This window comes from Proteus sp. MB838, from assembly GCF_054767435.1.
Map to the genome: position 1 here is coordinate 20,445 of NZ_BAABMO010000021.1, position 21,452 is coordinate 41,896.

A 21,452-nucleotide genomic window follows, 5' to 3' on the forward strand; every position below is an offset into this window, starting at 1 on the left:
CTCGTTATGCTATAGATATCTCATCTGACCAGTATAAAAAAGGTATCTGATGGCACACTATTCTTATTTATTTTCTCCCCTTGATTTAGGGTTTACTACGCTTAAAAATCGTATTTTGATGGGCTCTATGCATACCGGACTAGAAGAAGATCCACATGATGCACCTAAGCTTGCTGAATTTTATGCTCAAAGAGCTGCAGCAGGGGTGGTACTTATTGTCACCGGTGGGATCTCCCCTAATAAGCAAGGTGTATTGTTGCCACATGCAGCAACGCTAATGTCAGAAGATCAACTCGCTTCTCATCAATTAGTCACTGATGCGGTACATAAACAGGATGGGAAAATCGCTTTACAGATTTTACATACTGGTCGTTATAGTTATCAGCCTAATTTAGTCGCCCCTTCAGCGATCCAATCACCTATCACCCCTTTTATGCCCCAAGCAATGAGTCAGGAGCAGATAGAACAGACTATTGAAGATTATATTCATTGCGCTAAGTTGGCTCAGAAAGCAGGCTATGATGATGTTGAGATCATGGGATCTGAAGGCTATTTAATTAACCAGTTTTTAGTAAGTCATACGAATCAACGCGATGATCAATGGGGTGGCTCTATTGAAAATCGTTGTCGTTTTGCATTACGTATTTTAGCTGGCATAAGAGAAGCTGTGGGTGAACACTTTATCATTATCTATCGTTTATCAATGTTAGATTTAATTACCGAGGGAGCTAATGCCTCAGAGGTATTTTATCTTGCTCAAGCAGTAGAAAAGGCCGGAGCAACCCTAATCAATAGTGGTATTGGTTGGCATGAAGCCCGTATCCCCACTATTGCCACTATGGTACCAAGAGGACAATTTGCTTATGTCACTCGCCAATTGATGGGAAAAATCAACATTCCTCTTATCACTTCTAATCGTATCAATACACCTCAAGTGGCTGAAGCTATTTTAGCGGAAGGCTGTGCAGATATGGTGTCTATGGCGCGTCCTTTTCTTGCCGATCCGCAATTCGTATTGAAAGCGCAACTTGGTCGCGAGGATGAGATAAACACCTGTATTGCCTGCAACCAAGCTTGCTTAGATGAGATATTCAGTGGTCACCCAGCATCTTGTCTTGTAAACCCTTTTGCCTGTCGAGAAACAGAGCTTATTTTAACCCCGACTCAAGCCCCTAAAAAAATTGCTGTCGTTGGCGCAGGCCCGGCAGGATTAGCATTTGCCATTACAGCAGCTAAACGTGGTCATCATATTACTTTATTTGAAAAAGAAGAGCGTATTGGTGGACAACTCAATATTGCCAGTCAAATTCCGGGTAAAGAAGAATTTAAAGAGACATTGCGCTACTTTAAGCGGCAATTGCAAATCACGGGGGTGATCGTAAAAAATAATACGGAAGCGACACTTTGCCATCTGCAACATTTTGATGAAATTATTTTAGCCAGTGGTGTTATCCCTCATATTCCAGAGATTGATGGCCATGATAATCCGATAGTAAAAACCTATCTTGATGTCCTTAAATATCATCAGCCAACCGGCGAAAAAGTGGTGATTATTGGCAGTGGTGGTATTGGTTTTGACACTGGCCTTTATCTTACCCAAACAGGCCAATGCAGTAGTTTAAGCCCTTGTGCATTTAATAAAGAGTGGGGAATTGACCCAACACTTACGCATCGCGGAGGGATCACCTCAGCCGATCCTTTTATTAAAAAAGACAAACAGATTGTTATGACGCAACGTAAGAGTGGGAAATTTGGCTTAAGTTTAGGTAAAACAACAGGCTGGATACATCGCTTAACATTGCAGAAAAAAGGGGTCAAATGGCTCACGGGCTGCCATTATCAAAAAATTACCGAGCAAGGAGTAATAATTGAACATAATGAACAACAGCAACTGCTCGCGGCTGATAGCGTGATTTTATGTACCGGACAACAATCTTATCGTCCGCTACTGCAAGCGTTACAACAAGAAAATAAAACCGTCCATCTTATTGGCGGGGCAAAAGAGGCTAAAGCATTAGATGCCAAACGAGCCATTAAGCAGGGAACAGAATTAGCACTTACTATTTAACACTCGATTTATCATATCAATAACCAGAAACCCCATATAGTTTCCTATATGGGGTTTCTGTTTTTATTATTAATTTTTGTTGTTACTTACTACCCTTCCTGTCTTACTACTCTTTATATCTATTTACTACTTATACTCTTTAGCCATTATTTTTTTCAGTTAATGGATTGGCAACTAAACGCTCATCTTCGGCTATGCAGACCGTTGCGGTAAATAGCACATCAGTTGATGAGTTTAATGCAGTCTCTGCTGAATCTTGTAAGACACCAATCATCACACCTACTGCAACCACTTGCATCGCCAGATCATTACTAATACCGAACATGCTACAAGCAAGCGGAATTAACAGTAGCGAGCCACCAGCAACCCCTGATGCACCACAAGCACAAATAGCAGCAACAAGGCTTAGCAATAAGGCTGTTGGAATATCCACAGGCATACCCAAGGTATTTACCGCAGCAAGTGTTAAAATAGTAATAGTGATTGCCGCTCCCCCATATTAATGGTCGCACCTAATGGGATCGAGACAGAATAGGTATCTTCATTTAAATTCATACGACGACACATTGCCATATTCACCGGAATATTAGCCGCTGAACTACGCGTAAAGAAGGCAGTAACACCACTTTCACGTAAGCAAGCCCATACTAATGGATAAGGATTACGGCGAATTTTCCAAAATACAATCAATGGGTTGACAACGAGCGCAACAAACAGCATACAACCAATTAAAACAAGTAAGACATGCAAGTAGCCAGCTAAAGCTTTAAAGCCAGTCGTAGCAATGGTTGATGATACCAAGCCAAAAATCCCGATTGGCGCTAAACGGATCACCACACGCACAAGGTTAGTTACCGCATCTGCAAAATCTTGTGTTAATGCTTTAGTCGTATCACTTGCATGGCGTAACGCTAAACCTAAGCCAATAGCCCAAGCTAAAATCCCCATATAATTGCCGTTAATCAGTGCATCTACAGGGTTAGCCACCACATTAATTAATACACCTTTTAAGACTTCAGCAATATTTTCAGGTGGCGATAGCTGTGAATTATTGACAACTAGCGTTAATACTGAGGGAAACACAAAGCTTGCCACTACTGCTGTTAGTGCAGCAAAGAAAGTCGCCAGCAGATAAAGCGCTAATATGGGACGTATACTGGTTTTTTGTCCTTGACGGTGGTTGGCAATCGAAGCCATAACCAATACCCAGACTAAAACAGGCGCAACGGCTTTTAAGGCACTAATAAATAAGTTACCTAATAAGCTCATCATTTTAGCCACTTCTGGTGCTAACCAAGCCAGTAAAATACCCGCAATTAAACCAGCAAGTATTTGTTTAACGAGACTTCCCTGAAAAAGCAGGTTAAGTACTCTGGATTGTTGTTTATCCATAGTTATTCCATTACTTAAAATAATATTTAAAAAAGCAATTGTGTGCTTGCTTTTGCCAGTATAAGGAAATGAATCTTGCTGAAAAGCTTATTTTGCAAAATATACATCATTAGCTATTTTTGTTAACAACAAAATAACACAATTGTGATCATAATAGGATTTTGTTCTTTTTAACGTACAGTCCACAAATGAAAGAAATTATTATTATCATAAGGTTAGATTTAATCGTTAAATAAAAAACTAACTCTTATACTATTTACCTTGATTTTTCTTAATCACTTGATGAGTTTAATTTTAACTTTTTAATAACATTTAAATCAATTTAACTAGCCAATTGGCAACTTTAAAACACTTTTTTTGATGAATAAATAACCATGACATTAGCTTCAATCAGCAAGGAAAAATAATGCTTTTTTATCTCAGTAAAACATCATCATAGTAATTCTATTATTACGTTTTCTTAAGGTTTTTTCTTTAAAACAACGTATCCTAAACTGGAAAACAAAAGTGAATGTCTTTTTTCAAATATTCTTGCTCAATGAAGCGCTTGTAGGGTATTTAAGTGAAAAAATTTTCTGTCTAGTTTTTATTGATTTTGTTAGAGTGTTGCTGTTTTAAACAATGAAAAATAAACCCTATGATATGTATTACGGGTAAATAGATAACAAGAGAGAATGTTTTTGTATTTACCCCCGAATGACTCAGTTTTAGGAAGCCTTTTATATGGAAATCGTAAGAGAGCTGTTCTTGGCGCTTTGGCATCAAGATTACGAAACCTTAGCGAATCCCTCACTGCTTTGGATTATTTACATTTTATTATTCAGCATACTATTCCTAGAAAACGGAGTACTACCCGCAGCTTTCTTACCAGGAGACAGCTTATTAATTTTAGTGGGTGTGTTAATTGCTAAAGGAACCATGGATTTTCCATTAACCTTACTTATTCTAACGGCAGGTGCTAGCTTAGGTTGTTGGCTGGGTTATCTGCAAGGGAAGTGGCTTGGTAACACCCGACTTGTACGAAGTTGGTTATCACATTTACCAGAACACTACCACCAACGAGCCCATGGACTTTTCCATCGACATGGCTTGGCGGCGTTACTTATTGGTCGTTTTCTCGCTTTTGTTAGAACATTATTGCCGACTATTGCCGGCCTTGCTGGCTTACAAAACTGTCGTTTTCAAGTTTTTAATTGGCTAAGTGGTCTGTTATGGGTTGGTATTTTAACCACCTTAGGCTATTTATTAGGAAATAGTCCGTTATTCCGCCAATATGAGCATCATTTAATGAATTTTCTGATGCTACTGCCTGTTTGTTTATTAGTGATTGGCCTAATCGGGAGTGTATGGGTCGTCATTAAGAAGAAAAGTAAACAGAGTAATCAACCGTAATCTATCGCTATTTCTATTATTTTCTATAGCGTTAATATTTAGCATCTTAAAGCCTGTTTTATGATTAAAACAGGCTTTTGTTTTTTATTTCAAGCTATTACTGATTATTTTTTTAATATCACCCTTGGCAAGAATAAGACTTTTCTCTTTTTTAGGGAATTAAGTCATTATTTAATTTTATTATATGGTAAATCTAGTCTATTGTTATAGGTATAACCTCATATCTTGATTAAAGGAGTTACTCATGTCACACCAACGTTCAAATGAAGATCTGCGTAGTGAATTAAAATCTCTGGCTGATACTCTAGAAGAAGTTCTGAACTCCTCGGCAGATAAATCAAAAGAGGAATTACAAAGTTTACGAGAAAAAGCTGAATATGCGCTACGTGGCTCTCGTGCAAAACTCAGTGATGCAGGTAGAGAAATCGTCGATAACACTAAAGAAATGGCGGGTAAAGCGGACAACTATGTGCGTGAAAACCCATGGACAGGTGTTGGTATTGGCGCGGCAGTAGGTGTCGTACTCGGTGTTCTACTTTCGAAACGTTAATCCATAATGAGTGATACTCAAAGACCACAGGGCCCCGCATCCGGGGTTCTGAATTCTCTTAGTCGTATTGGCGCTGTTATCGTTGGCATGGTTGAAACCCGCCTAAAATTAATCGCCATCGAACTAGAAGAAGAAAAAATTACACTTATTCAGCTTATTTTAATGGCGGGGATCACCTTATTACTCACCGCCTTTGGCTTAATGAGTCTACTTATTCTCCTCTTTTGGGTGATCCCACCTGAATATCGTATTCATGCTTTAGCGATTACAACGGCTATTTTGCTAGTTGGTGCCTTAATAGGTGCTATCATGACATTGAGAAAAGCCCGCAATTCAACGCTGTTAGGTGATACTCGCCAACAACTAGAATTAGATAAGCGTCTTTTGGAGCAATATCGCGATGAGCAAACAAAATAGACGCACCTTAGCATTAGCAAGACGCAAAAAGCTGTTGTTGGATGAAATTCAACAACAGCGCACTCAATTAGCGCAAGAGGGGCAAACATGGTTAGAGGTCACAGCACCTTATGATAAAGCATGGAATATCTTAACCTCGTTAAAACCTATCTTGTTAATAGGGGCAAGCGTGGTATCTCTTTATAGCATTAAGCACCCTAAAAAACTGGTTCGTTGGGGACGACGGGCGATAGGCGCTGTTGGTTTAATACGTACATTACAGAAGTCTGTCAAAAAAACCGCTGACTAAACATCAATTTTTTTGTGTAAGAATGTTAATTCTTCTTAATATCCTCCATATTATTTTTTCTTTATTGTATATCTCAAGCCAAACAGTGGTTATTTACACTAAAAACTGGCAATTAAACAAATAAAATACAGATATATTAAATAATATAAAATTTTATCAGGAATAAACATCATGAAGAATTTTGAAAACATTGCCTTATTAATCGCACGTATTCTCATGCCAATTTTATTTATCAGCGCAGGGTATGGAAAAATTGAAGCCTATGAAGGTACGCAACAGTATATGCAATCAATGGGTGTTCCGGGAGCCTTATTACCTTTAACCATTTTATTAGAGTTAGGGGGTGGATTAGCCATATTATTCGGTTTCTTAACTCGCACAACGGCTATCTTTACCAGTGTATTTACGCTGTTAACCGCACTACTGTTCCACACTAACTTTGCAGAAGGTGCAAATCAGTTAATGTTTATGAAAAATATGACTATTGCGGGTGGCTATTTATTACTGGTTATCACAGGTCCGGGTAAATGGAGCTTAGATCGCCTATTTAAGAAAAATTGGTAATAATAGATTTAATAATAAAAAGATCCTCTAGGGGATCTTTTTTAATTGCATTATCAAACTCTAGCGAACAAACTATTTTTTATCCGCGGCAAAGAGTTTAGGAATTTCGCGTAAACACCAGGATTTAGCTTCTCCCATACTGTCTCTGCGCCACGCCATAATAATATTATTTTCATGATGATATTCAGGGCCAACCACACGCAAACGCCCCTCTTTTAAATCATCTTCAATTAAATCAATAGGCATAGTAGCAACCCCTAAACCGGCAATTAATGCTCGACGTTTATCTTCAATCGAACTCACCGTTAAACGACGCTGTTTATCTAATAACAGTACAGTTAAAACAGGTCGTTCTCTTGCGGTATCGGCGATAGCAATACCGCGATATTTTAAGCGAGTTTCTTCTGCAAGTGGTTCAGGTTCATTATGGATAGGGTGATCAGGGCTGGCAACATAGACACTAGTGGTATTATATAAAGGGCGGAAATTGATTTCTGATGAAGAACGAAAATGCATATCCGGTGAAATAACAATATCACATTTACCACTTTCTAAGCTTTCCCATGCCCCAGCAAGCACTTCGGTGACTAAAGAGAGTTGTGTATTTGATTTTTCAGCTAATTTTTCAACTAACGGGAATAAGCGAGATGCGGGTGTTAATGCTTCACACACAATCGTAATATGTGGCTCCCAACCGCGAGCTAGCGCTTCAGCATCAGAAGTTAATTTATCTGCAGCTTCAAGAAGAATACGCCCTCTTTCAAGTAACATTCTTCCCACATTAGTAAATTTAGTTCGATGTCCTGAACGGTCAAATAGCACAACATCCAAATCTTCTTCTAATTTCTGCATGGTATAACTGAGTGCTGATGGGACGCGATTTAGCTCATCAGCGGCGGCAGCAAAACTTCCTCTACGATCAATGGCATCCATCACTCGTAGAGATTCCAATGTAATGGCTTTATCTTTACTCATTATACTTATCTCTATCAAATAATTTGATTATTGGCACCAGATTAACTTGCTAACAATCTACAGTCCATATCTCTATGATGAATATATTGATTAATCGACTCGAAAAGTACCGCGATGATAAAATACAGAACAGCACAACAGTGTGGCAAAGCGGACTATGGCTGGCTACAAGCTCGCTACACATTCTCCTTTGGCCACTATTTCGATCCTCATTTTTTAGACTATGGCACATTAAGAGTACTGAACCAAGAAGTGCTCGCACCAAATTCTGAGTTTAAAGCAAAAACCTATCCTCATGTGGATGTCGTCAACCTGATCTTAAGAGGTGAAGCGACTTATCTTGATAATATGGGGCGAACACTTACCGCCAAACAAAACGAGTGTTTATTAATTTCGCCTCATAATACAGAAACTTACATTGAAAGAAATAGTAGTCCAGATACCCCATTAACTCGTATTCAATTATGGCTAAACGCGTGTCCACAACAAGAGAGCATCGCTTCACAAAAATTAGCTTTAAATGAAGATTTAAAATATCAATTATTGGCTTCCCCATCAGGGGGTAATGGCAGTTTGATGCTAAGGCAAAATATCTGGCTCTATCATATTAATTTAGCGCAAGGGGATGAAATAACCTTGCCGATACAGGGTCAGAAAGGCTATTTGCAATCTATCAAAGGCGGTGTCCATTTCCAAACCTCAGAGCAAGAGCTTGGGGAAATCCGTTGTGGTGATGGTGCTTTTATTCAAGATAGCAATATGCTAGCGCTAAGATGTCAAAAGGCTTTTCGTGGTCTTTTTATTGATATCGTTTCTTAATCAGCTAGCGATATCAGCGAGCAATCATTTATCATCACACTAGCAATAGCAATAAAGCAGAAAACCCTCGAGCCACAGAGTGAATCGAGGGTTTTATATAAGGTGAGTTGACCGTTAAGCCGGGTTCTGTCGTGGACAACCATTCATCTAGGCCAGAACTTGCGCGCTGGCTCCAGCAACCTACCCGGGTTCAATGCGGGCCGCACCATAAGAACCCCTATTTGGTCTTGCTCCGGGTGGAGTTTACCATGCCACAAACTGTTACCAGTTGCGCGGTGCGCTCTTACCGCACCCTTTCACCCTTACCTGATCCTGTAAACAGGCCATCGGCGGTTTACTCTCTGCTGCACTTGTCGTAGGCTCGCGCCTCCCAGACGTTATCTGGCACCCTGCCCTGTGGAGCCCGGACTTTCCTCCCCTCTATCCGTCTCCCCGAAGGGACAACGATAAAGCAGCGGTTGTCTAGTCAACTCAGGGGGCGGATTATAAGGATTTTCCGCGTTAATGTATAGCGAAAGAAACAAAAAATCGTTTTACTGATCTTGTTCCGCTTCATTTTGCGCAATGACGTGTTTGTACAACGCATTTTTCTTCACGCCATAAATCTCAGCGGTAACTGCTGCCGCCTTTTTCAAAGGTAACTCTTTTTGTAAAATCGCCAATGTGCGTAAGACTTCTGGGGCAAAATGGTCTTCTTGTGGCTTTTGATACCCTTCCACAATTAATACCATTTCCCCTTTACGGCGATTTTCATCTTCACGAACCCAGTTAAGTAATTCCCCAACAGGCATTCCTTGAATGGTTTCCCACGTTTTGGTTAATTCTCTTGCCAATACAACATAGCGCGCTTCCCCCCAAACCGTCACCATATCCGCTAAACTATCTAATAAACGGTGGGTGGACTCATAAAAGATTAAAGTACGAGGTTCTTGTGCTAAATCACGCAAACAATCTTGACGACTTTTTGTTTTTGCTGGTAAAAAACCTTCATAACAAAAACGGTCAGAAGGTAATCCGGCGGCTGATAGCGCGGTAATCGCCGCACATGCCCCAGGTAATGGCACCACTTTTATACCGTTTTTGCGACACTGATTGACTAAATGATAGCCGGGATCATTAATTAATGGTGTACCTGCATCAGAGACTAATGCGATACTTAGCCCTTGTTGTAATTTGCTAATTAATTGATCTGCTTTTTGCTGTTCATTATGATCATGTAACGCAAACAAACGTGCGTTAATGGCAAAATGCTGTAATAGAAGCCCTGTATGACGGGTATCTTCTGCAGCTATTAAATCGACATGAGACAGCACATCAAGTGCCCGCTGGGTGATATCGCCCAGATTACCAATGGGTGTGGGTACTATGTACAGTGTGGATGTCGTTACCGCTGCTCGATTAGGTTGATTCATTGTTTATTCCGAATGACCGATTTAAAATTGAGCATAATTATAAAACATCACTGGGTACAGTATGCTTTCCTCAATTTTTGTGCGTTTTAAAACAGGTTTATCCTATACTGCAATACTTTCTGCCTTGATTATGTCAGGTTGTACCCTGACGGGGCAACAACAACAGCCACTGACACCTGCTGAAAAAGCGCAAGTGGAAATGAAACAATTTCAGAAAGTCATTGATGATGCGAACGGACAAGCCTCTTTAGATGTGATCCGTGCCTATATTGGCCTAGAACCCCTTATCACTGATCCTGTATTACATCAGCAAAATATTGATGATACTTGGTTAACACTCACGAAGCTTACACCTGAACAACGTCGTAGTGTGGTAATCAAAGCTGATGAAAATACATTACAAGGCTGGTTAGATTTACTCAACACTTATGAATATAACCAAGATGATGCGGATAAATTATCCCAAGCAATACGCGAATGGCAAACACGCTATCCACGCAATCCAGGAGCGCTAACATTACCGACGCTGTTATTGCGCCAATCACAATCTGCCGTCAGTAATAGCGGAAAAATCGCATTATTATTACCGTTAACAGGACAAGCTAAAGTGTTTGGTAATGCTATTATGCAAGGCTTTACCGATGCTAAAGAAGGTTTACCTCAAGTTCAAGCTAACGCAGCGCCAGAAGCCCCCCAACAAGATAGTTTAGCTTCCATTTTAGCAGAATTAGGTATTTCATCTCCGAATGCAGACACAGCAACAACGGAAAACGATAATTCAACGGATGATAATACAGCGGAAGGCGCTGAAAATAGTGATGCTACTTCAGCAAAAGAAACCGAAGCCTTTGCGGGTAATAGCCGCGTGCAATTAGATCCTATTGTCCAAAATAATCGCCAAGTGATTATGTATGATACCAATAGCCAACCCATTGATCTGTTACTGAAACAAGTGCAACAAGAGGGTGCTGATTTAATTGTGGGGCCACTATTAAAACCCGAAGTGATCAAAACTATTGAGTTAAAAAGTGGTTTACCTGTTTTAGCACTAAATGAAGTTGATAATATTCCTCTTGCTACTACAGTGTGTTTCTTTTCACTTTCCCCAGAAGATGAAACTCGTAATGCGGCTCAACACTTACGCCAGCAACAAAAATCTAACCCACTCATTATCGTTCCTGACAATAAATTCGGTCAAAGAATGGCACAAACTTTTGCGGATGAGTGGCAGCGTAGCGGGGGTGGAACCGTCTTACAACAAACTTTCGGCTCTCTTGATAGTCTAAAAAGTTCAATTAATCGTGGCGTGGGTATTCGAATGACAGGAACCCCTGTATTGCCAACAGATAATGCACCACTGCCATTAGATACCGCTTCAATGCCAACAACAAACGGTGCTATCGATTCTGTGTATATCATTGCCACTAGCGATGAGTTAACATTGATTAAACCAATGATTGATATGGCAATCAGTACCAAAAAACGCCCACCGATTTATGTCAGTTCACGCAGTAATCAAGGGGGAATGGGGCCAGATTTTCGTATGGAAATGGACGGTATCCAATTTAGTGATATTCCTCTTATGACGGGAGCAAATTTACCGTTAATGCAAAAAGCATCCAGTAAATTTGCGAACGATTACTCATTAATGCGCCTTTACGCTATGGGTATTGATGCATGGTCATTAGCAAACAATTACAATGAACTCACCAAAGGAACCTTACAGTTCAATGGTGTTTCTGGCTCTTTACGTGTGGAAGATAATTGCACTATTTATCGACAACTCCCATGGATGCAATTTAAACAAGGTAAAATTGAACCTGTGGGACAATAAGTAAGCAATTTCCCCCATAAACCGCCTCTTTGAAGTCTCCATCCAGATAAGGAGCTGACTTTATCTTGAGGCGGTTTATTTATAAGAGATAACATCAGGAAATCATGGATGATTATTCCTAAAAGTACTTATCTAGTCGGACAATATTATGAGAGAAAAGCGTTAAATTACTTGCGCCAACAAGGGTTAAAGTTAATTGAGCGTAATGTCCGATATCCCTGTGGAGAAATTGATCTTATTATGCAGGGTAATAGAACATGGATATTTGTTGAAGTCCGCTTTCGGCGTAGTGCACAATTTGGTGATGCAATCAGCTCAGTGACCTACAGTAAACGGCGCCGCTTATGGTACGCCGCCAATTGTTGGTTAGCTCAACGCCAACAAAGTATCGAGACGGTTAACTGTCGCTTTGATATTTGTGCATTTGATCAACGCCAGTTAATATGGCTAAAAAACATTCTCGATCATACGGAATTTATTCGTTAAATTAGATTATATAGGTCTTAACGTGCTTGATAGAATAAAAGTCTGCTTTACAGAGAGTATTCAAACTCAAATTGCAGCAGCAGAAGCGTTACCCGATGCCATTTCCAGAGCTGCCATGATGATGGTTCAATCTTTGTTAAACGGACATAAAATATTAAGCTGTGGCAACGGTAGCTCAGCAGCAACGGCTCAACGCTTTGCTGCTAGTATGATCCATCGTTTTGAAACAGAGCGCCCAAGTTTACCGGCATTATCTTTAAATACCGACAGTGTTGTGATGACCGCCATTATGGGAAATCAGCAACATGATGAAATTTATGCCAAACAAGTACGGGCATTAGGGCAAGCAGGTGATGTACTGTTAGCTATTTCCACTCATGGTAATAGCAGAAGCATTATTAAAGCTGTTGAAGCCGCTGTTACTCGAGATATGACCATTGTTGCACTGACTGGCTATGATGGCGGTGAGCTTGCTGGATTACTAGGCCCTCAAGATGTGGAGATCAGGATCCCCTCTCAACGTACAGTCAGAATACAGGAAGTGCAGATGTTAACGGTCAATTGTCTCTGCGACTTAATTGATAATACATTATTCCCACATCAGGATGACTAAGGAGTTACTATGAAATTGCTTCCGATTACCGCAGTACTTTGTTCCGCGCTATTGCTACAAGGCTGTATTGGTGCCGCTGTTGTGGGTACTGCTGCCGTTGCTGGCAAAACCGCAACCGATCCTCGTTCATTAGGACAACAAGTTGATGATGGCACATTGGAAGCCCGAGTTTCTGGTGCTCTAAATAAAAACCAACAGATCAAGAACAGTAATGCGCGCATTGTCGCCACCGCTTATCAAGGTAATGTATTGTTAACTGGGCAAAGTCCAGATATGTCGGTTGCTGAGACGGCCAAACAAGTTACCAGCAAAGTGGAAGGAGTAAACAATGTTTATAATGAAGTTCGCCAAGGTGAGCCTGTGACATTAGGCACTGCTTCTTCAGATACATGGTTAACCACTAAAGTACGTTCACAAATTTTAGCTAGCGATGCCGTCAAATCATCTTCCGTAAAAGTGATCACCGAAAATGGCGAAGTATTCTTGTTAGGGATATTGACCCGTCAAGAAGGGGCTGCAGCCGCTAAAATTGCCAGCGAAACCAAAGGTGTTGTTAAAGTAACAACGGCATTTACCTATCTAAACTAAATATATCGCTGATGGGTATCACGTGGTGATAGCGTATTATTTTACCAGTATCGGTCATTGTAACAGCGATAACCGATACTGGTACTCATAGTGATTAACGTCTCAACATACCCTTATCAATAATAAAATCGATAATCGTCTCTAAACCTACTTTCTCTTTTAAGTTAGTAAAAACATAAGGTTTCACAGGACGCATTTTTGCTGTATCCGCTTCCATCACTTCTAATGACGCTCCCACATAAGGCGCAAGATCGATCTTGTTGATCACCAGCAGATCAGAATGTGTGATCCCCGGCCCCCCCCCTTGCGAGGGATCTTCTCACCTTCTGCAACATCAATAACATAAATAGTAAGATCAGCCAATTCAGGGCTAAAGGTCGCACTTAAGTTATCTCCGCCACTTTCGACAAAAACAATATCTAAGTTTTTATGGCGCATCGCCAACTCTTCTACGGCAGCCAAATTCATTGAAGCATCTTCACGAATAGCCGTATGAGGACATCCTCCTGTTTCAACACCAATGATCCGATCAGCATCAAGAGCCTGCGCACGAGTTAAAATTTTTGCATCTTCTTGTGTATATATATCATTGGTAACAACGGCGATTTGGTAACTATCGCGCATAGCTTTACAAAGAACTTCTAATAGTGCTGTTTTTCCTGATCCAACAGGGCCACCAACACCAATACGCAGTGGTTGATTATATTCTTGCATCTCTTTATCTCATGAACGAAAAAGTCGAGTATATTGAGTTTCATGGCGACTACTGGCGATCACTTGAGCTGGCGTAAAACTGCCAATATCCTCTTGTGGCCAATGTGCCGATAACTCAACAATAGCGGGGATCTGCTCAGCTAGAGCAAACAATATTTTTTGCCCTGCGCTTTGCCCTAATGGCACCAGTTTTACCCCAGACATCACCGTATTTTCTAACCAGCCCCAAACATAGGCACAACAGAGCTTTTCACTATCGATATGCCAATGCACGGCAGCTAACGCAAACGCCATTAATTGCGTCTGTTTAACCCGCTGTTGTAACGTATCGTCTAATTCAATGCCTAATTGAGGAAGTAAACGGGCAAAAGCGATCCCCCGTTGACGCTCTTCCTGCCTTAACTCTTTGGTTTCGCGACTTGCGACCATAAAGTCACACCAATATTTCACTGTATCGCTATCACCCTTTGCCAAACTCGTTTGTAATTGCCGCAATATAGGAAGCTCGAGTGTGGCTAATGTTCCGGTCATTTGTGCGCTTAACCAATCTGACAAGGTTTCTGCTGAGCATACCCAACCTTTTTCAATGGCCCACTCTAACCCTTGAGAATAAGTAAAAGCACCTACCGGAAGAGAGGGGCTAACTAATTGATATAAGCGCAGATCAGCTAGCATCATGCACCTCCTTTGATGATCGCTGTGCCATTAATGGTGGTGATCATGGTGGTGGTGATGACCACCGGATGATCCACCATAAGCCCCCGGCTCAGGTTGGTATTTTTCTAAGCCAACCACCACCGTAGCCCCTAAGCCGCGAGCCATATCATCTAATACATGATCGTGAAAATAACGACACCAACCTGCTTCTATTTGCAATGGTACATGTCGGTTACCTAAGTGATAACAAACACGAGCAAGCAATAATGGATCGTCACTATAAACCGTTGATACTTGCTCTTTAGCCGCCTCAATGGTGACAACATCGCCCTCTTCTGACAGCAGAATATCCCCCTCTTTAAGTACGGTGCCTCGAGGCAAAAATAGCCCGGCTTCTTGCCCGTCACTTAAAGCCACTTTTAAGCGACTTTTGGTGCGCTCATCCATGGTAAGACAAAGGGTTAACTTTGGCTTTTCTGTAGAGGTTAGTTCAAGCGCTTTTTGTTGATCAATAATCTGAGTAAATTTTTTCATTCAATAAATTCTCAATAAAAACGCTGGTTAAAATAAGAAATAGCGTTGAGCCATCGGTAATTCAGTCGCTGGCTCACAAACCAGTGGTACACCATCCGCTTTAACAATGTAAGTTTGTGGATCTAATTCGATATGAGGAACATAGTTATTGTGGATCATCGAAGCTTTTGTGATATGACGACAGCCCTCCACACGACCAATTAAGCTTTTTAAGCCTAATTTTTCTGGCACTCCCGCCTCAATACCCGCTTTTGACATAAAGATCATCGACGTTTGATATTTGGCTTTTCCTAGACAGGCATACATTGGACGATAATGAACCGGTTGCGGTGTTGGAATAGCCGCATTAATATCCCCCATTGGCGCATAAGCGACCATACCACCTTTATGATAAGTGCCGGTTTGACGCCAAAGAAAGCAGGATCCCATAGCACGATATCCGCAAGTTTACCTTTTTCTATTGATCCCACCGTATGAGCAATGCCATGTGCCAGTGCCGGGTTAATCGTGTATTTAGCGATATAACGTTTAATACGATTATTATCATTATCTGCGCTATCACCCGCTAATGTGCCTCGTTGCAATTTCATTTTATGTGCACACTGCCAAGTGCGTAAGATAACTTCTCCGACTCGTCCCATGGCTTGTGAGTCTGACGACATCACCGAAATTGCCCCCATATCATGTAAGATATCTTCTGCAGCAATGGTTTCGCGACGAATACGAGATTCAGCAAATGCCACATCTTCAGGAATAGAGGGATCGAGATGATGACAGACCATCAACATATCAAGATGCTCGTCCACGGTATTAATGGTATAAGGCATCGTTGGGTTGGTTGATGCAGGTAAAATATTGGGCTCTCCTACCGACTTGATCACATCAGGGGCATGACCGCCACCTGCGCCTTCGGTATGGAATACATGGATCACTCGACCGGCAATGGCTTTTACTGTCTCTTCATAAAAACCACCTTCATTTAAGGTGTCAGAGTGAATAGCCACCTGTACATCCATTTCATCGGCGACATTAAGGCAATTGTGAATTGCCATTGGCGTTGCCCCCCAGTCTTCATGTATTTTAAGACCTATAGCACCCGCTGTTATTTGTTCGCGGATTGCTTCGGGCTGACTGACACAACCTTTGCCAAATAAACCCACATTAATAGGTAATTCATCCACCGCCTCTAACATGCGGTACATATTCCAAATACCGGGGGTAACTGTGGTTGCATTAGTACCCGCCACAGGGCCTGTTCCTCCACCAATAAAGGTGGTTACGCCAGAAACGAGACCTTCTTGGGCTTGTTGCGGACAAATAAAGTGGATATGGGTATCAATACCACCAGCAGTGACAATTTTACCTTCTCCCGCAACAACTTCTGTTCCGGGGCCAATGACAATATCCACATTGGGCTGAACATCTGGATTACCTGCCTTGCCAATACCGACAATACGGCCATCTTTAATGCCAATATCTGCTTTTACAATGCCCCAATAATCTAAAATAATGGCATTGGTGATCAGAACATCGACACACTCAGCACTAACAACTTGGCTTTGCCCCATACCATCACGAATAACTTTACCACCACCAAATTTGACCTCTTCGCCATAAGTGGTGAAATCTTTTTCAATTTCAAGAAACAGCTCGGTATCTGCTAATCGCAAACGATCGCCTGTTGTTGGGCCAAACATATCCGCATAAGCTTGACGTGAGATAGTTTTCATTTTTTCTCACTCTCCAATTTACCCATCACTTTGCCATGAAAACCATAAATTTCACGTTTTCCTGCAAAAGCCACTAACTCAACAGTGCGACTTTGACCGGGCTCGAAGCGCACAGCCATACCAGCAGGAATATTTAAACGAAAACCTAATGTCTCTTCTCGTGCAAACCTGAGTGCCTCATTCACTTCATAAAAGTGGTAATGAGAGCCGACTTGTACAGGTCTATCGCCATGATTAGCCACCTGTATGGTTTTTGTCTCGCGACCAGCATTCAGTTCAATATCGCCTAATGCTGCATTAACTCTAATTTCACCGGGGATCATGTTATTACCTACACAATAGGTGAGTGAATTGAAACCAATTTGGTGCCATCGGGGAAAGTGCACTCTACTTGAACATCTTTTATCATCTCTGGCACCCCTTCCATTACTTGCTCTGCGGTTAAAACAGTACGTCCTTCACTCATTAATTGAGCAACTGTTTTCCCCTCTCGTGCGCCTTCCATAATGGCGCAGCTAATCAAGGCGACAGCTTCAGGGTAATTAAGTTTTAATCCCTTAGCTAAACGTCTTTCTGCAACAAGGCCTGCAGTAAAAAGCAGTAATTTATCTTTTTCTCTTGGTGTTAATTCCATTTCTGCTCCTAAAATAAACGATTATGTCGCCCAGATCCGCGGTGGCTCAGGGCAATAACCTAGCCAGTGCTGTCTGACGATTTGCCATACTTGCGCAAAACACGCCATCATCGGCTCGGTTTGCGTCCCTAATACACGTAAAACTAAAATGCCATCAACATCCGTTAAACCATATTCAACTAGGGGATTTACCTTCTCTAAATGGTGTTGAATAATCTCTTTTAATGCATCGGTTGCAGGATAAATATAAAGCGAGCCAAACATAGGAAATTCACGCATTGCGGCAGCTTGTTTTTGTAAGCCTTCAACCCGCATTGACTCTGTTAAAATTAATCTCTCATCAACATAAAAATTTAAGCGCCCTTTTACCTTGCCAGTTTCAAACCACTCATTTAAAACTGGGCGTCCAAAACACTGCATTTCCCAGCCGATAAATTTCGCTGATGAGGCTAAATGAATATGTGTGGTTAAACACACTTGAGCATCAGGAAAAAAGATATTCTCTTGGGGTAACCACTCTAAAAAGCCCTCTTGTGCAACCGTCAATGTCTGCGTTTGCGATGCAGTGCCTCCTGCACTACGATAAAATTTTGTCGCCCCCGGCGTTGTTAATAGGGCATGTGCGTAAGGTTGCACATTAATATTAATGGATAACGTATCACCACCGACCACCCCACCAGGAGGATGCAACAAATAGGTATGTGCAACACCTTGCTCTGGATAAAAAGGTCGCTGAACCATTAAGGGGCCGAGATGACGTTTTTCAGTAAGACATGTCTTTCCTCGCTTTAACTCATATCGTAAAGCGATGTCAGCAAGCCAACCCTTCTCAGAAAAGTCAGGCATACCCACTCCTGCCAACTTGGCAAAATTGATCAAATAAATCAGGAAATAGACGAATATATACCGCACTACCCATCAGATTATGTCATTCAATATCACCGAGAAAATAATGAAATGAATGTTGGGTAGGGTGTGAATAAAGATAAATTGCATTTTCCTCAAACAGGATAAAGCGCTCCATCAATGCCGCGCGATTTTACACCGAGTTTCAAAAAATGCGTTTTAAATAAACAGCAATTTGTTTAGAAAAAATAACAATGGTAAAAATAAAAGTAAAAAATGAACAGATATCGATATTGTTATTGCTCAGCAACAAGATTATATTCTGAGCCACTCTTATACTATTCGGTATAACGACGCGGTTTCGCAATAGGAATATTGTGATAATAAAACCCATGCTTACTGCTTATAAGTTCACAAATTAAGTGGTTAACTTTAAGCTTTGTTTATTTTAACCCATGTTCATTTTGAACTTGCCTGTGGTATATCTAAGACAATGGAATACAAACACATACTTTCTTCTAACCAAATATCCTTAAAAACGTTTTACATCGAAAACCCGATGATCGCGATGGTATATGGTGCAAAAGGTGAGATTTGTATTAATGGGCAAACTATCACAGTCACCACTAATCTCACGTTGATTATTCCTAAATATAGTCAAGTTTCTTGTGATGTGACAAATTTTTTCCCGACCAAACCGATTGAATTACATACCTTAGTACTGTCTGAAACTGAATTACAATCTGTGTTCTCTTTACTTAAACCATTAATAAAATCAGGGGCGCCGATTACTCGTCATCTTCCTGATTATCATCTATCAACACCTGAGGTGGTTAAAACTAATTTTACGTTACTTCAGCAATGTCTACCGCTTGAACATGGCACCCCCTCTCAAGAGACCCTGTTTATGCAACAGAGCCTCTTTTTTATTTTGCTGGCGGTTTATCACGAAGGGGTCGATATTCTTAATATTTTTCGTTTTAATTATGATGAGCCAAAAAACCAGGCGATTACTCATCTAATAACACAAGATCCGCAACGTAAATGGCATTTAGAGGATGTAGCAAAAACGCTCTATACTACGCCATCAACATTACGTCGCCATTTAAGTAAAGAGGGCGTTTCGTTTTGCCAATTACTGTTGGATGTCAGAATGGGGATCGCATTAAATTACCTCACCTTTTCTAACTATTCTGTGTTTCAAATTAGTCATCGCTGTGGTTTTGGTAGTAATGCTTATTTTTGTGACGCATTTAAACGTAAATATGGTATGACACCATCGCAATTTCGCACTCAATCCCGCCAAGCAAACGATCCGAATGCAATAGCCACAATGGCGTCACAAAATGACGAATCAATAAAAAAAGTATTTTAATGGTTATAACAACGCATTTTTGCTTAAAAACGAAGTTCCTCCCATTAATCGCATTTGATTTAAGATCCACTGCTGTCGTTTTAGCAAATACGCGGAAGGCTTATTAACATGAAGAATATGTGGATTAGGTAAAACAGCGGCTAATAAAGCCGCCTCATGGGCGGTGAGTTGTTTAGCAGGCTTGCGAAAATAGTGCTGAGAAGCCTGCTCAACCCCAAAAATACCGTCGCCAAACTCTACGATATTCAGATAAACGGTTAAAATACGTTTTTTAGACCAAATCAGCTCCACCACTGGCGTCATTCCGGCTTCAAGTCCTTTTCTTATCCAACTGCGCCCATCCCACAAAAATAAGTTTTTGACCGTTTGTTGTGAAATAGTAGAGGCACCTCGTATCGTTTTTGAGCTTTGCAGGCTGTTTTGGAAAACTTTTTCAATCGCATCGAAATCAAATCCCCAATGTTTTGGAAAATTTTGATCTTCAGAGGCTATTACCGCTAAATAGATCTGTGGGGATATCTCATTTTCATTAACCCATGTAGAATGGGATACATAAGAAAAATCAAACTTACTCCACGAAGAAATTTGTCTTTGTAGCATTACAGCAGAAAAAGGCACCGGTAAAAAAGAAAACAGGACAACTATCCCTAACCATAAAGCAATTAGAATAATTAATAGTTTCTTTAACTTTCTCACTAGTACCATCTGCTGTATTCACTCTATTGTTATGCCATTTCTAGTACTTTTTTAACCAGCTTCTCAATGCCCACCTGAGCTTGTGCTATCGATTCTGCCAGCATATATGCAGGGGTGGTCACAACCCGATACTCATCATCAACCACTATTTCGTCGACAGGACAATTAATATGTATCCCTCCCATTTCGGTGATCATTTCTGCCGTTTTTGCATCATTACCAATGGTTAGTTTTACTGGGGCATTTAACATCTTTGGTAACATAACGGGGGCGATACACATTAAACCTAGTGGTTTTTTCTGTTGATGCATCTTTTGAACAAAAGTTAAGAGCTGTTGGTTAATTTCACACTGAACACCTTTCGTGGCGAAATTACATAAGTTCTTTGCTGCACCAAAACCTCCGGGGATAATTACCGCATCAAAGTTTTCAGCCTTAGCATCTGATAAAGGCGATATTTTTCCACGAGAAATACGTGAAGCCTCCTCCATCATATTCCTTTTTTCTGCTTTTTCTTCTCCAGTAATATGATTAATTACAGTAGGTTGAAAATCATTAGGTGAAAAATAATGAACCTCAGCTTTATTTTGGCTTAAAGCAAGCATTGTGAGCACTGATTCGTGAATTTCACTGCCATCAAAGACACCACAACCACTTAAAATTACCGCAATTGATTTCATATCTTTCTCCATTTGTAGTAGATTACTAGTTACCCATTTATAGGTGTAAACACCAATCGCCATCACATATTTAAATGTTTCTTGTAACAAAAAAACTTATATTTGCTATTTTGTTGCTTGTATGATGTATGGAATAGCTTCATCCTATTCGCCTATGTAATGATAATCAAAAAAGCGAGTAGAAAAG

The 21,452-nt window shown here is 40.7% G+C and carries 21 protein-coding genes, 1 other RNA gene and 3 pseudogenes; 12 read left to right on the top strand and 13 right to left on the bottom strand.

Going from position 1 to position 21,452, the window contains the following annotated elements; translation table 11 throughout:
• Nucleotides 1–49: 49 nt before the first annotated feature.
• Nucleotides 50–2,068: an oxidoreductase gene (locus ACYUCW_RS10585; protein ID WP_460408559.1), complete on the top strand. Its 2,019-nt coding sequence runs from the start codon at nt 50–52 to the stop codon at nt 2,066–2,068.
• Between the two features lie 139 nt (nt 2,069–2,207).
• On the opposite strand, the pseudogene sstT reads toward ACYUCW_RS10585, so the two are convergent.
• Nucleotides 2,208–3,460: pseudogene (gene sstT / locus ACYUCW_RS10590) on the bottom strand (serine/threonine transporter SstT).
• Between the two features lie 723 nt (nt 3,461–4,183).
• On the opposite strand from sstT, the gene ACYUCW_RS10595 reads away from it, so the two are divergent.
• The 5 genes from ACYUCW_RS10595 to ACYUCW_RS10615 all read left to right on the top strand — a co-directional run bounded on the left by ACYUCW_RS10595 (nt 4,184) and on the right by ACYUCW_RS10615 (nt 6,672).
• Complete coding sequence (locus ACYUCW_RS10595) at nt 4,184–4,852, top strand: DedA family protein (RefSeq protein WP_143475662.1); 669 nt, start codon at nt 4,184–4,186, stop codon at nt 4,850–4,852.
• A 244-nt stretch (nt 4,853–5,096) separates the two neighbouring features.
• Nucleotides 5,097–5,402 carry an ElaB/YgaM/YqjD family protein gene (locus tag ACYUCW_RS10600; protein ID WP_004245246.1) on the top strand — a complete coding sequence of 102 codons (306 nt, stop codon included), beginning with the start codon at nt 5,097–5,099 and terminating at the stop codon, nt 5,400–5,402.
• Between the two features lie 6 nt (nt 5,403–5,408).
• Nucleotides 5,409–5,819: a phage holin family protein gene (locus ACYUCW_RS10605; protein ID WP_004248939.1), complete on the top strand. Its 411-nt coding sequence runs from the start codon at nt 5,409–5,411 to the stop codon at nt 5,817–5,819.
• On the top strand, nt 5,803–6,108 hold the full coding sequence (locus ACYUCW_RS10610) for a YqjK-like family protein (protein WP_004245248.1): 306 nt from the start codon (nt 5,803–5,805) through the stop codon (nt 6,106–6,108). Before ACYUCW_RS10605 ends, ACYUCW_RS10610 begins: the two co-directional genes overlap by 17 nt.
• 171 nt (nt 6,109–6,279) lie before the next feature.
• Nucleotides 6,280–6,672, top strand: a complete 393-nt coding sequence (locus ACYUCW_RS10615) for a DoxX family protein (RefSeq protein ID WP_004245249.1) — start codon at nt 6,280–6,282, stop codon at nt 6,670–6,672.
• Nucleotides 6,673–6,744: 72 nt separating this feature from the next.
• On the opposite strand, the gene ACYUCW_RS10620 is transcribed toward ACYUCW_RS10615, so the two are convergent.
• Nucleotides 6,745–7,647 (bottom strand): LysR family transcriptional regulator, encoded by a 903-nt coding sequence (locus tag ACYUCW_RS10620; protein ID WP_004245250.1) that lies wholly within the window; start codon nt 7,645–7,647, stop codon nt 6,745–6,747.
• Nucleotides 7,648–7,761: 114 nt separating this feature from the next.
• Between ACYUCW_RS10620 and ACYUCW_RS10625 the strand changes: the two genes are divergently transcribed.
• Entirely contained in the window at nt 7,762–8,466 is a 705-nt protein-coding gene (locus ACYUCW_RS10625) for a pirin family protein (RefSeq protein ID WP_108717134.1), read from the top strand.
• A gap of 99 nt (nt 8,467–8,565) precedes the next feature.
• Here the strand turns inward: ACYUCW_RS10625 and rnpB are convergent.
• Nucleotides 8,566–8,940, bottom strand: an RNA gene (gene rnpB, locus ACYUCW_RS10630) — RNase P RNA component class A.
• A gap of 59 nt (nt 8,941–8,999) precedes the next feature.
• The gene (rsmI, locus tag ACYUCW_RS10635; RefSeq protein ID WP_004245252.1) at nt 9,000–9,878 is read right to left on the bottom strand and encodes a 16S rRNA (cytidine(1402)-2'-O)-methyltransferase; all 879 of its coding nucleotides are present in this window, start codon (nt 9,876–9,878) and stop codon (nt 9,000–9,002) included.
• Nucleotides 9,879–9,939: 61 nt separating this feature from the next.
• On the opposite strand from rsmI, the gene ACYUCW_RS10640 reads away from it, so the two are divergent.
• The 4 genes from ACYUCW_RS10640 to dolP all read left to right on the top strand — a co-directional run bounded on the left by ACYUCW_RS10640 (nt 9,940) and on the right by dolP (nt 13,399).
• Complete coding sequence (locus ACYUCW_RS10640; RefSeq protein ID WP_004252667.1) at nt 9,940–11,712, top strand: penicillin-binding protein activator; 1,773 nt, start codon at nt 9,940–9,942, stop codon at nt 11,710–11,712.
• A 108-nt stretch (nt 11,713–11,820) separates the two neighbouring features.
• Nucleotides 11,821–12,198 carry a YraN family protein gene (locus ACYUCW_RS10645; protein ID WP_004245256.1) on the top strand — a complete coding sequence of 126 codons (378 nt, stop codon included), beginning with the start codon at nt 11,821–11,823 and terminating at the stop codon, nt 12,196–12,198.
• A 22-nt stretch (nt 12,199–12,220) separates the two neighbouring features.
• The gene (gene diaA / locus ACYUCW_RS10650; RefSeq protein WP_004245257.1) at nt 12,221–12,811 is read left to right on the top strand and encodes a DnaA initiator-associating protein DiaA; all 591 of its coding nucleotides are present in this window, start codon (nt 12,221–12,223) and stop codon (nt 12,809–12,811) included.
• Nucleotides 12,812–12,820: 9 nt separating this feature from the next.
• On the top strand, nt 12,821–13,399 hold the full coding sequence (gene dolP, locus ACYUCW_RS10655; RefSeq protein WP_004248935.1) for a division/outer membrane stress-associated lipid-binding lipoprotein: 579 nt from the start codon (nt 12,821–12,823) through the stop codon (nt 13,397–13,399).
• 94 nt (nt 13,400–13,493) lie between these two features.
• On the opposite strand, the pseudogene ureG reads toward dolP, so the two are convergent.
• The 7 genes and pseudogenes from ureG to ACYUCW_RS10690 all read right to left on the bottom strand — a co-directional run bounded on the left by ureG (nt 13,494) and on the right by ACYUCW_RS10690 (nt 18,514).
• Nucleotides 13,494–14,113: pseudogene (ureG, locus tag ACYUCW_RS10660) on the bottom strand (urease accessory protein UreG).
• A 9-nt stretch (nt 14,114–14,122) separates the two neighbouring features.
• Nucleotides 14,123–14,791 (bottom strand): urease accessory protein UreF, encoded by a 669-nt coding sequence (locus tag ACYUCW_RS10665; protein WP_017628230.1) that lies wholly within the window; start codon nt 14,789–14,791, stop codon nt 14,123–14,125.
• Between the two features lie 27 nt (nt 14,792–14,818).
• Nucleotides 14,819–15,304: an urease accessory protein UreE gene (gene ureE, locus ACYUCW_RS10670; RefSeq protein ID WP_004245261.1), complete on the bottom strand. Its 486-nt coding sequence runs from the start codon at nt 15,302–15,304 to the stop codon at nt 14,819–14,821.
• A gap of 27 nt (nt 15,305–15,331) precedes the next feature.
• Nucleotides 15,332–17,034 (bottom strand): annotated as a pseudogene (ureC, locus tag ACYUCW_RS10675) (urease subunit alpha).
• Complete coding sequence (locus ACYUCW_RS10680) at nt 17,031–17,357, bottom strand: urease subunit beta (protein WP_004245263.1); 327 nt, start codon at nt 17,355–17,357, stop codon at nt 17,031–17,033. The pseudogene ureC and the gene ACYUCW_RS10680 overlap by 4 nt, the downstream one beginning before the upstream one ends.
• 8 nt (nt 17,358–17,365) lie before the next feature.
• On the bottom strand, nt 17,366–17,668 hold the full coding sequence (gene ureA / locus ACYUCW_RS10685) for an urease subunit gamma (RefSeq protein ID WP_004245265.1): 303 nt from the start codon (nt 17,666–17,668) through the stop codon (nt 17,366–17,368).
• 21 nt (nt 17,669–17,689) lie between these two features.
• A complete protein-coding gene (locus ACYUCW_RS10690) occupies nt 17,690–18,514 on the bottom strand; it encodes an urease accessory protein UreD (protein WP_004248933.1) in 825 nt (274 codons plus the stop codon).
• A gap of 493 nt (nt 18,515–19,007) precedes the next feature.
• On the opposite strand from ACYUCW_RS10690, the gene ACYUCW_RS10695 reads away from it, so the two are divergent.
• Nucleotides 19,008–19,889, top strand: coding sequence for a helix-turn-helix transcriptional regulator (locus tag ACYUCW_RS10695; RefSeq protein ID WP_004245268.1), 882 nt, complete (start codon nt 19,008–19,010; stop codon nt 19,887–19,889).
• A 3-nt stretch (nt 19,890–19,892) separates the two neighbouring features.
• Here ACYUCW_RS10695 and mtgA read toward each other — a convergent pair whose 3' ends face one another.
• Together mtgA and elbB are read right to left on the bottom strand one after the other, a co-directional pair.
• A complete protein-coding gene (mtgA, locus tag ACYUCW_RS10700; RefSeq protein WP_004252674.1) occupies nt 19,893–20,594 on the bottom strand; it encodes a monofunctional biosynthetic peptidoglycan transglycosylase in 702 nt (233 codons plus the stop codon).
• Nucleotides 20,595–20,614: 20 nt separating this feature from the next.
• Complete coding sequence (gene elbB, locus ACYUCW_RS10705; protein WP_012368845.1) at nt 20,615–21,265, bottom strand: isoprenoid biosynthesis glyoxalase ElbB; 651 nt, start codon at nt 21,263–21,265, stop codon at nt 20,615–20,617.
• Nucleotides 21,266–21,452: the final 187 nt, after the last annotated feature.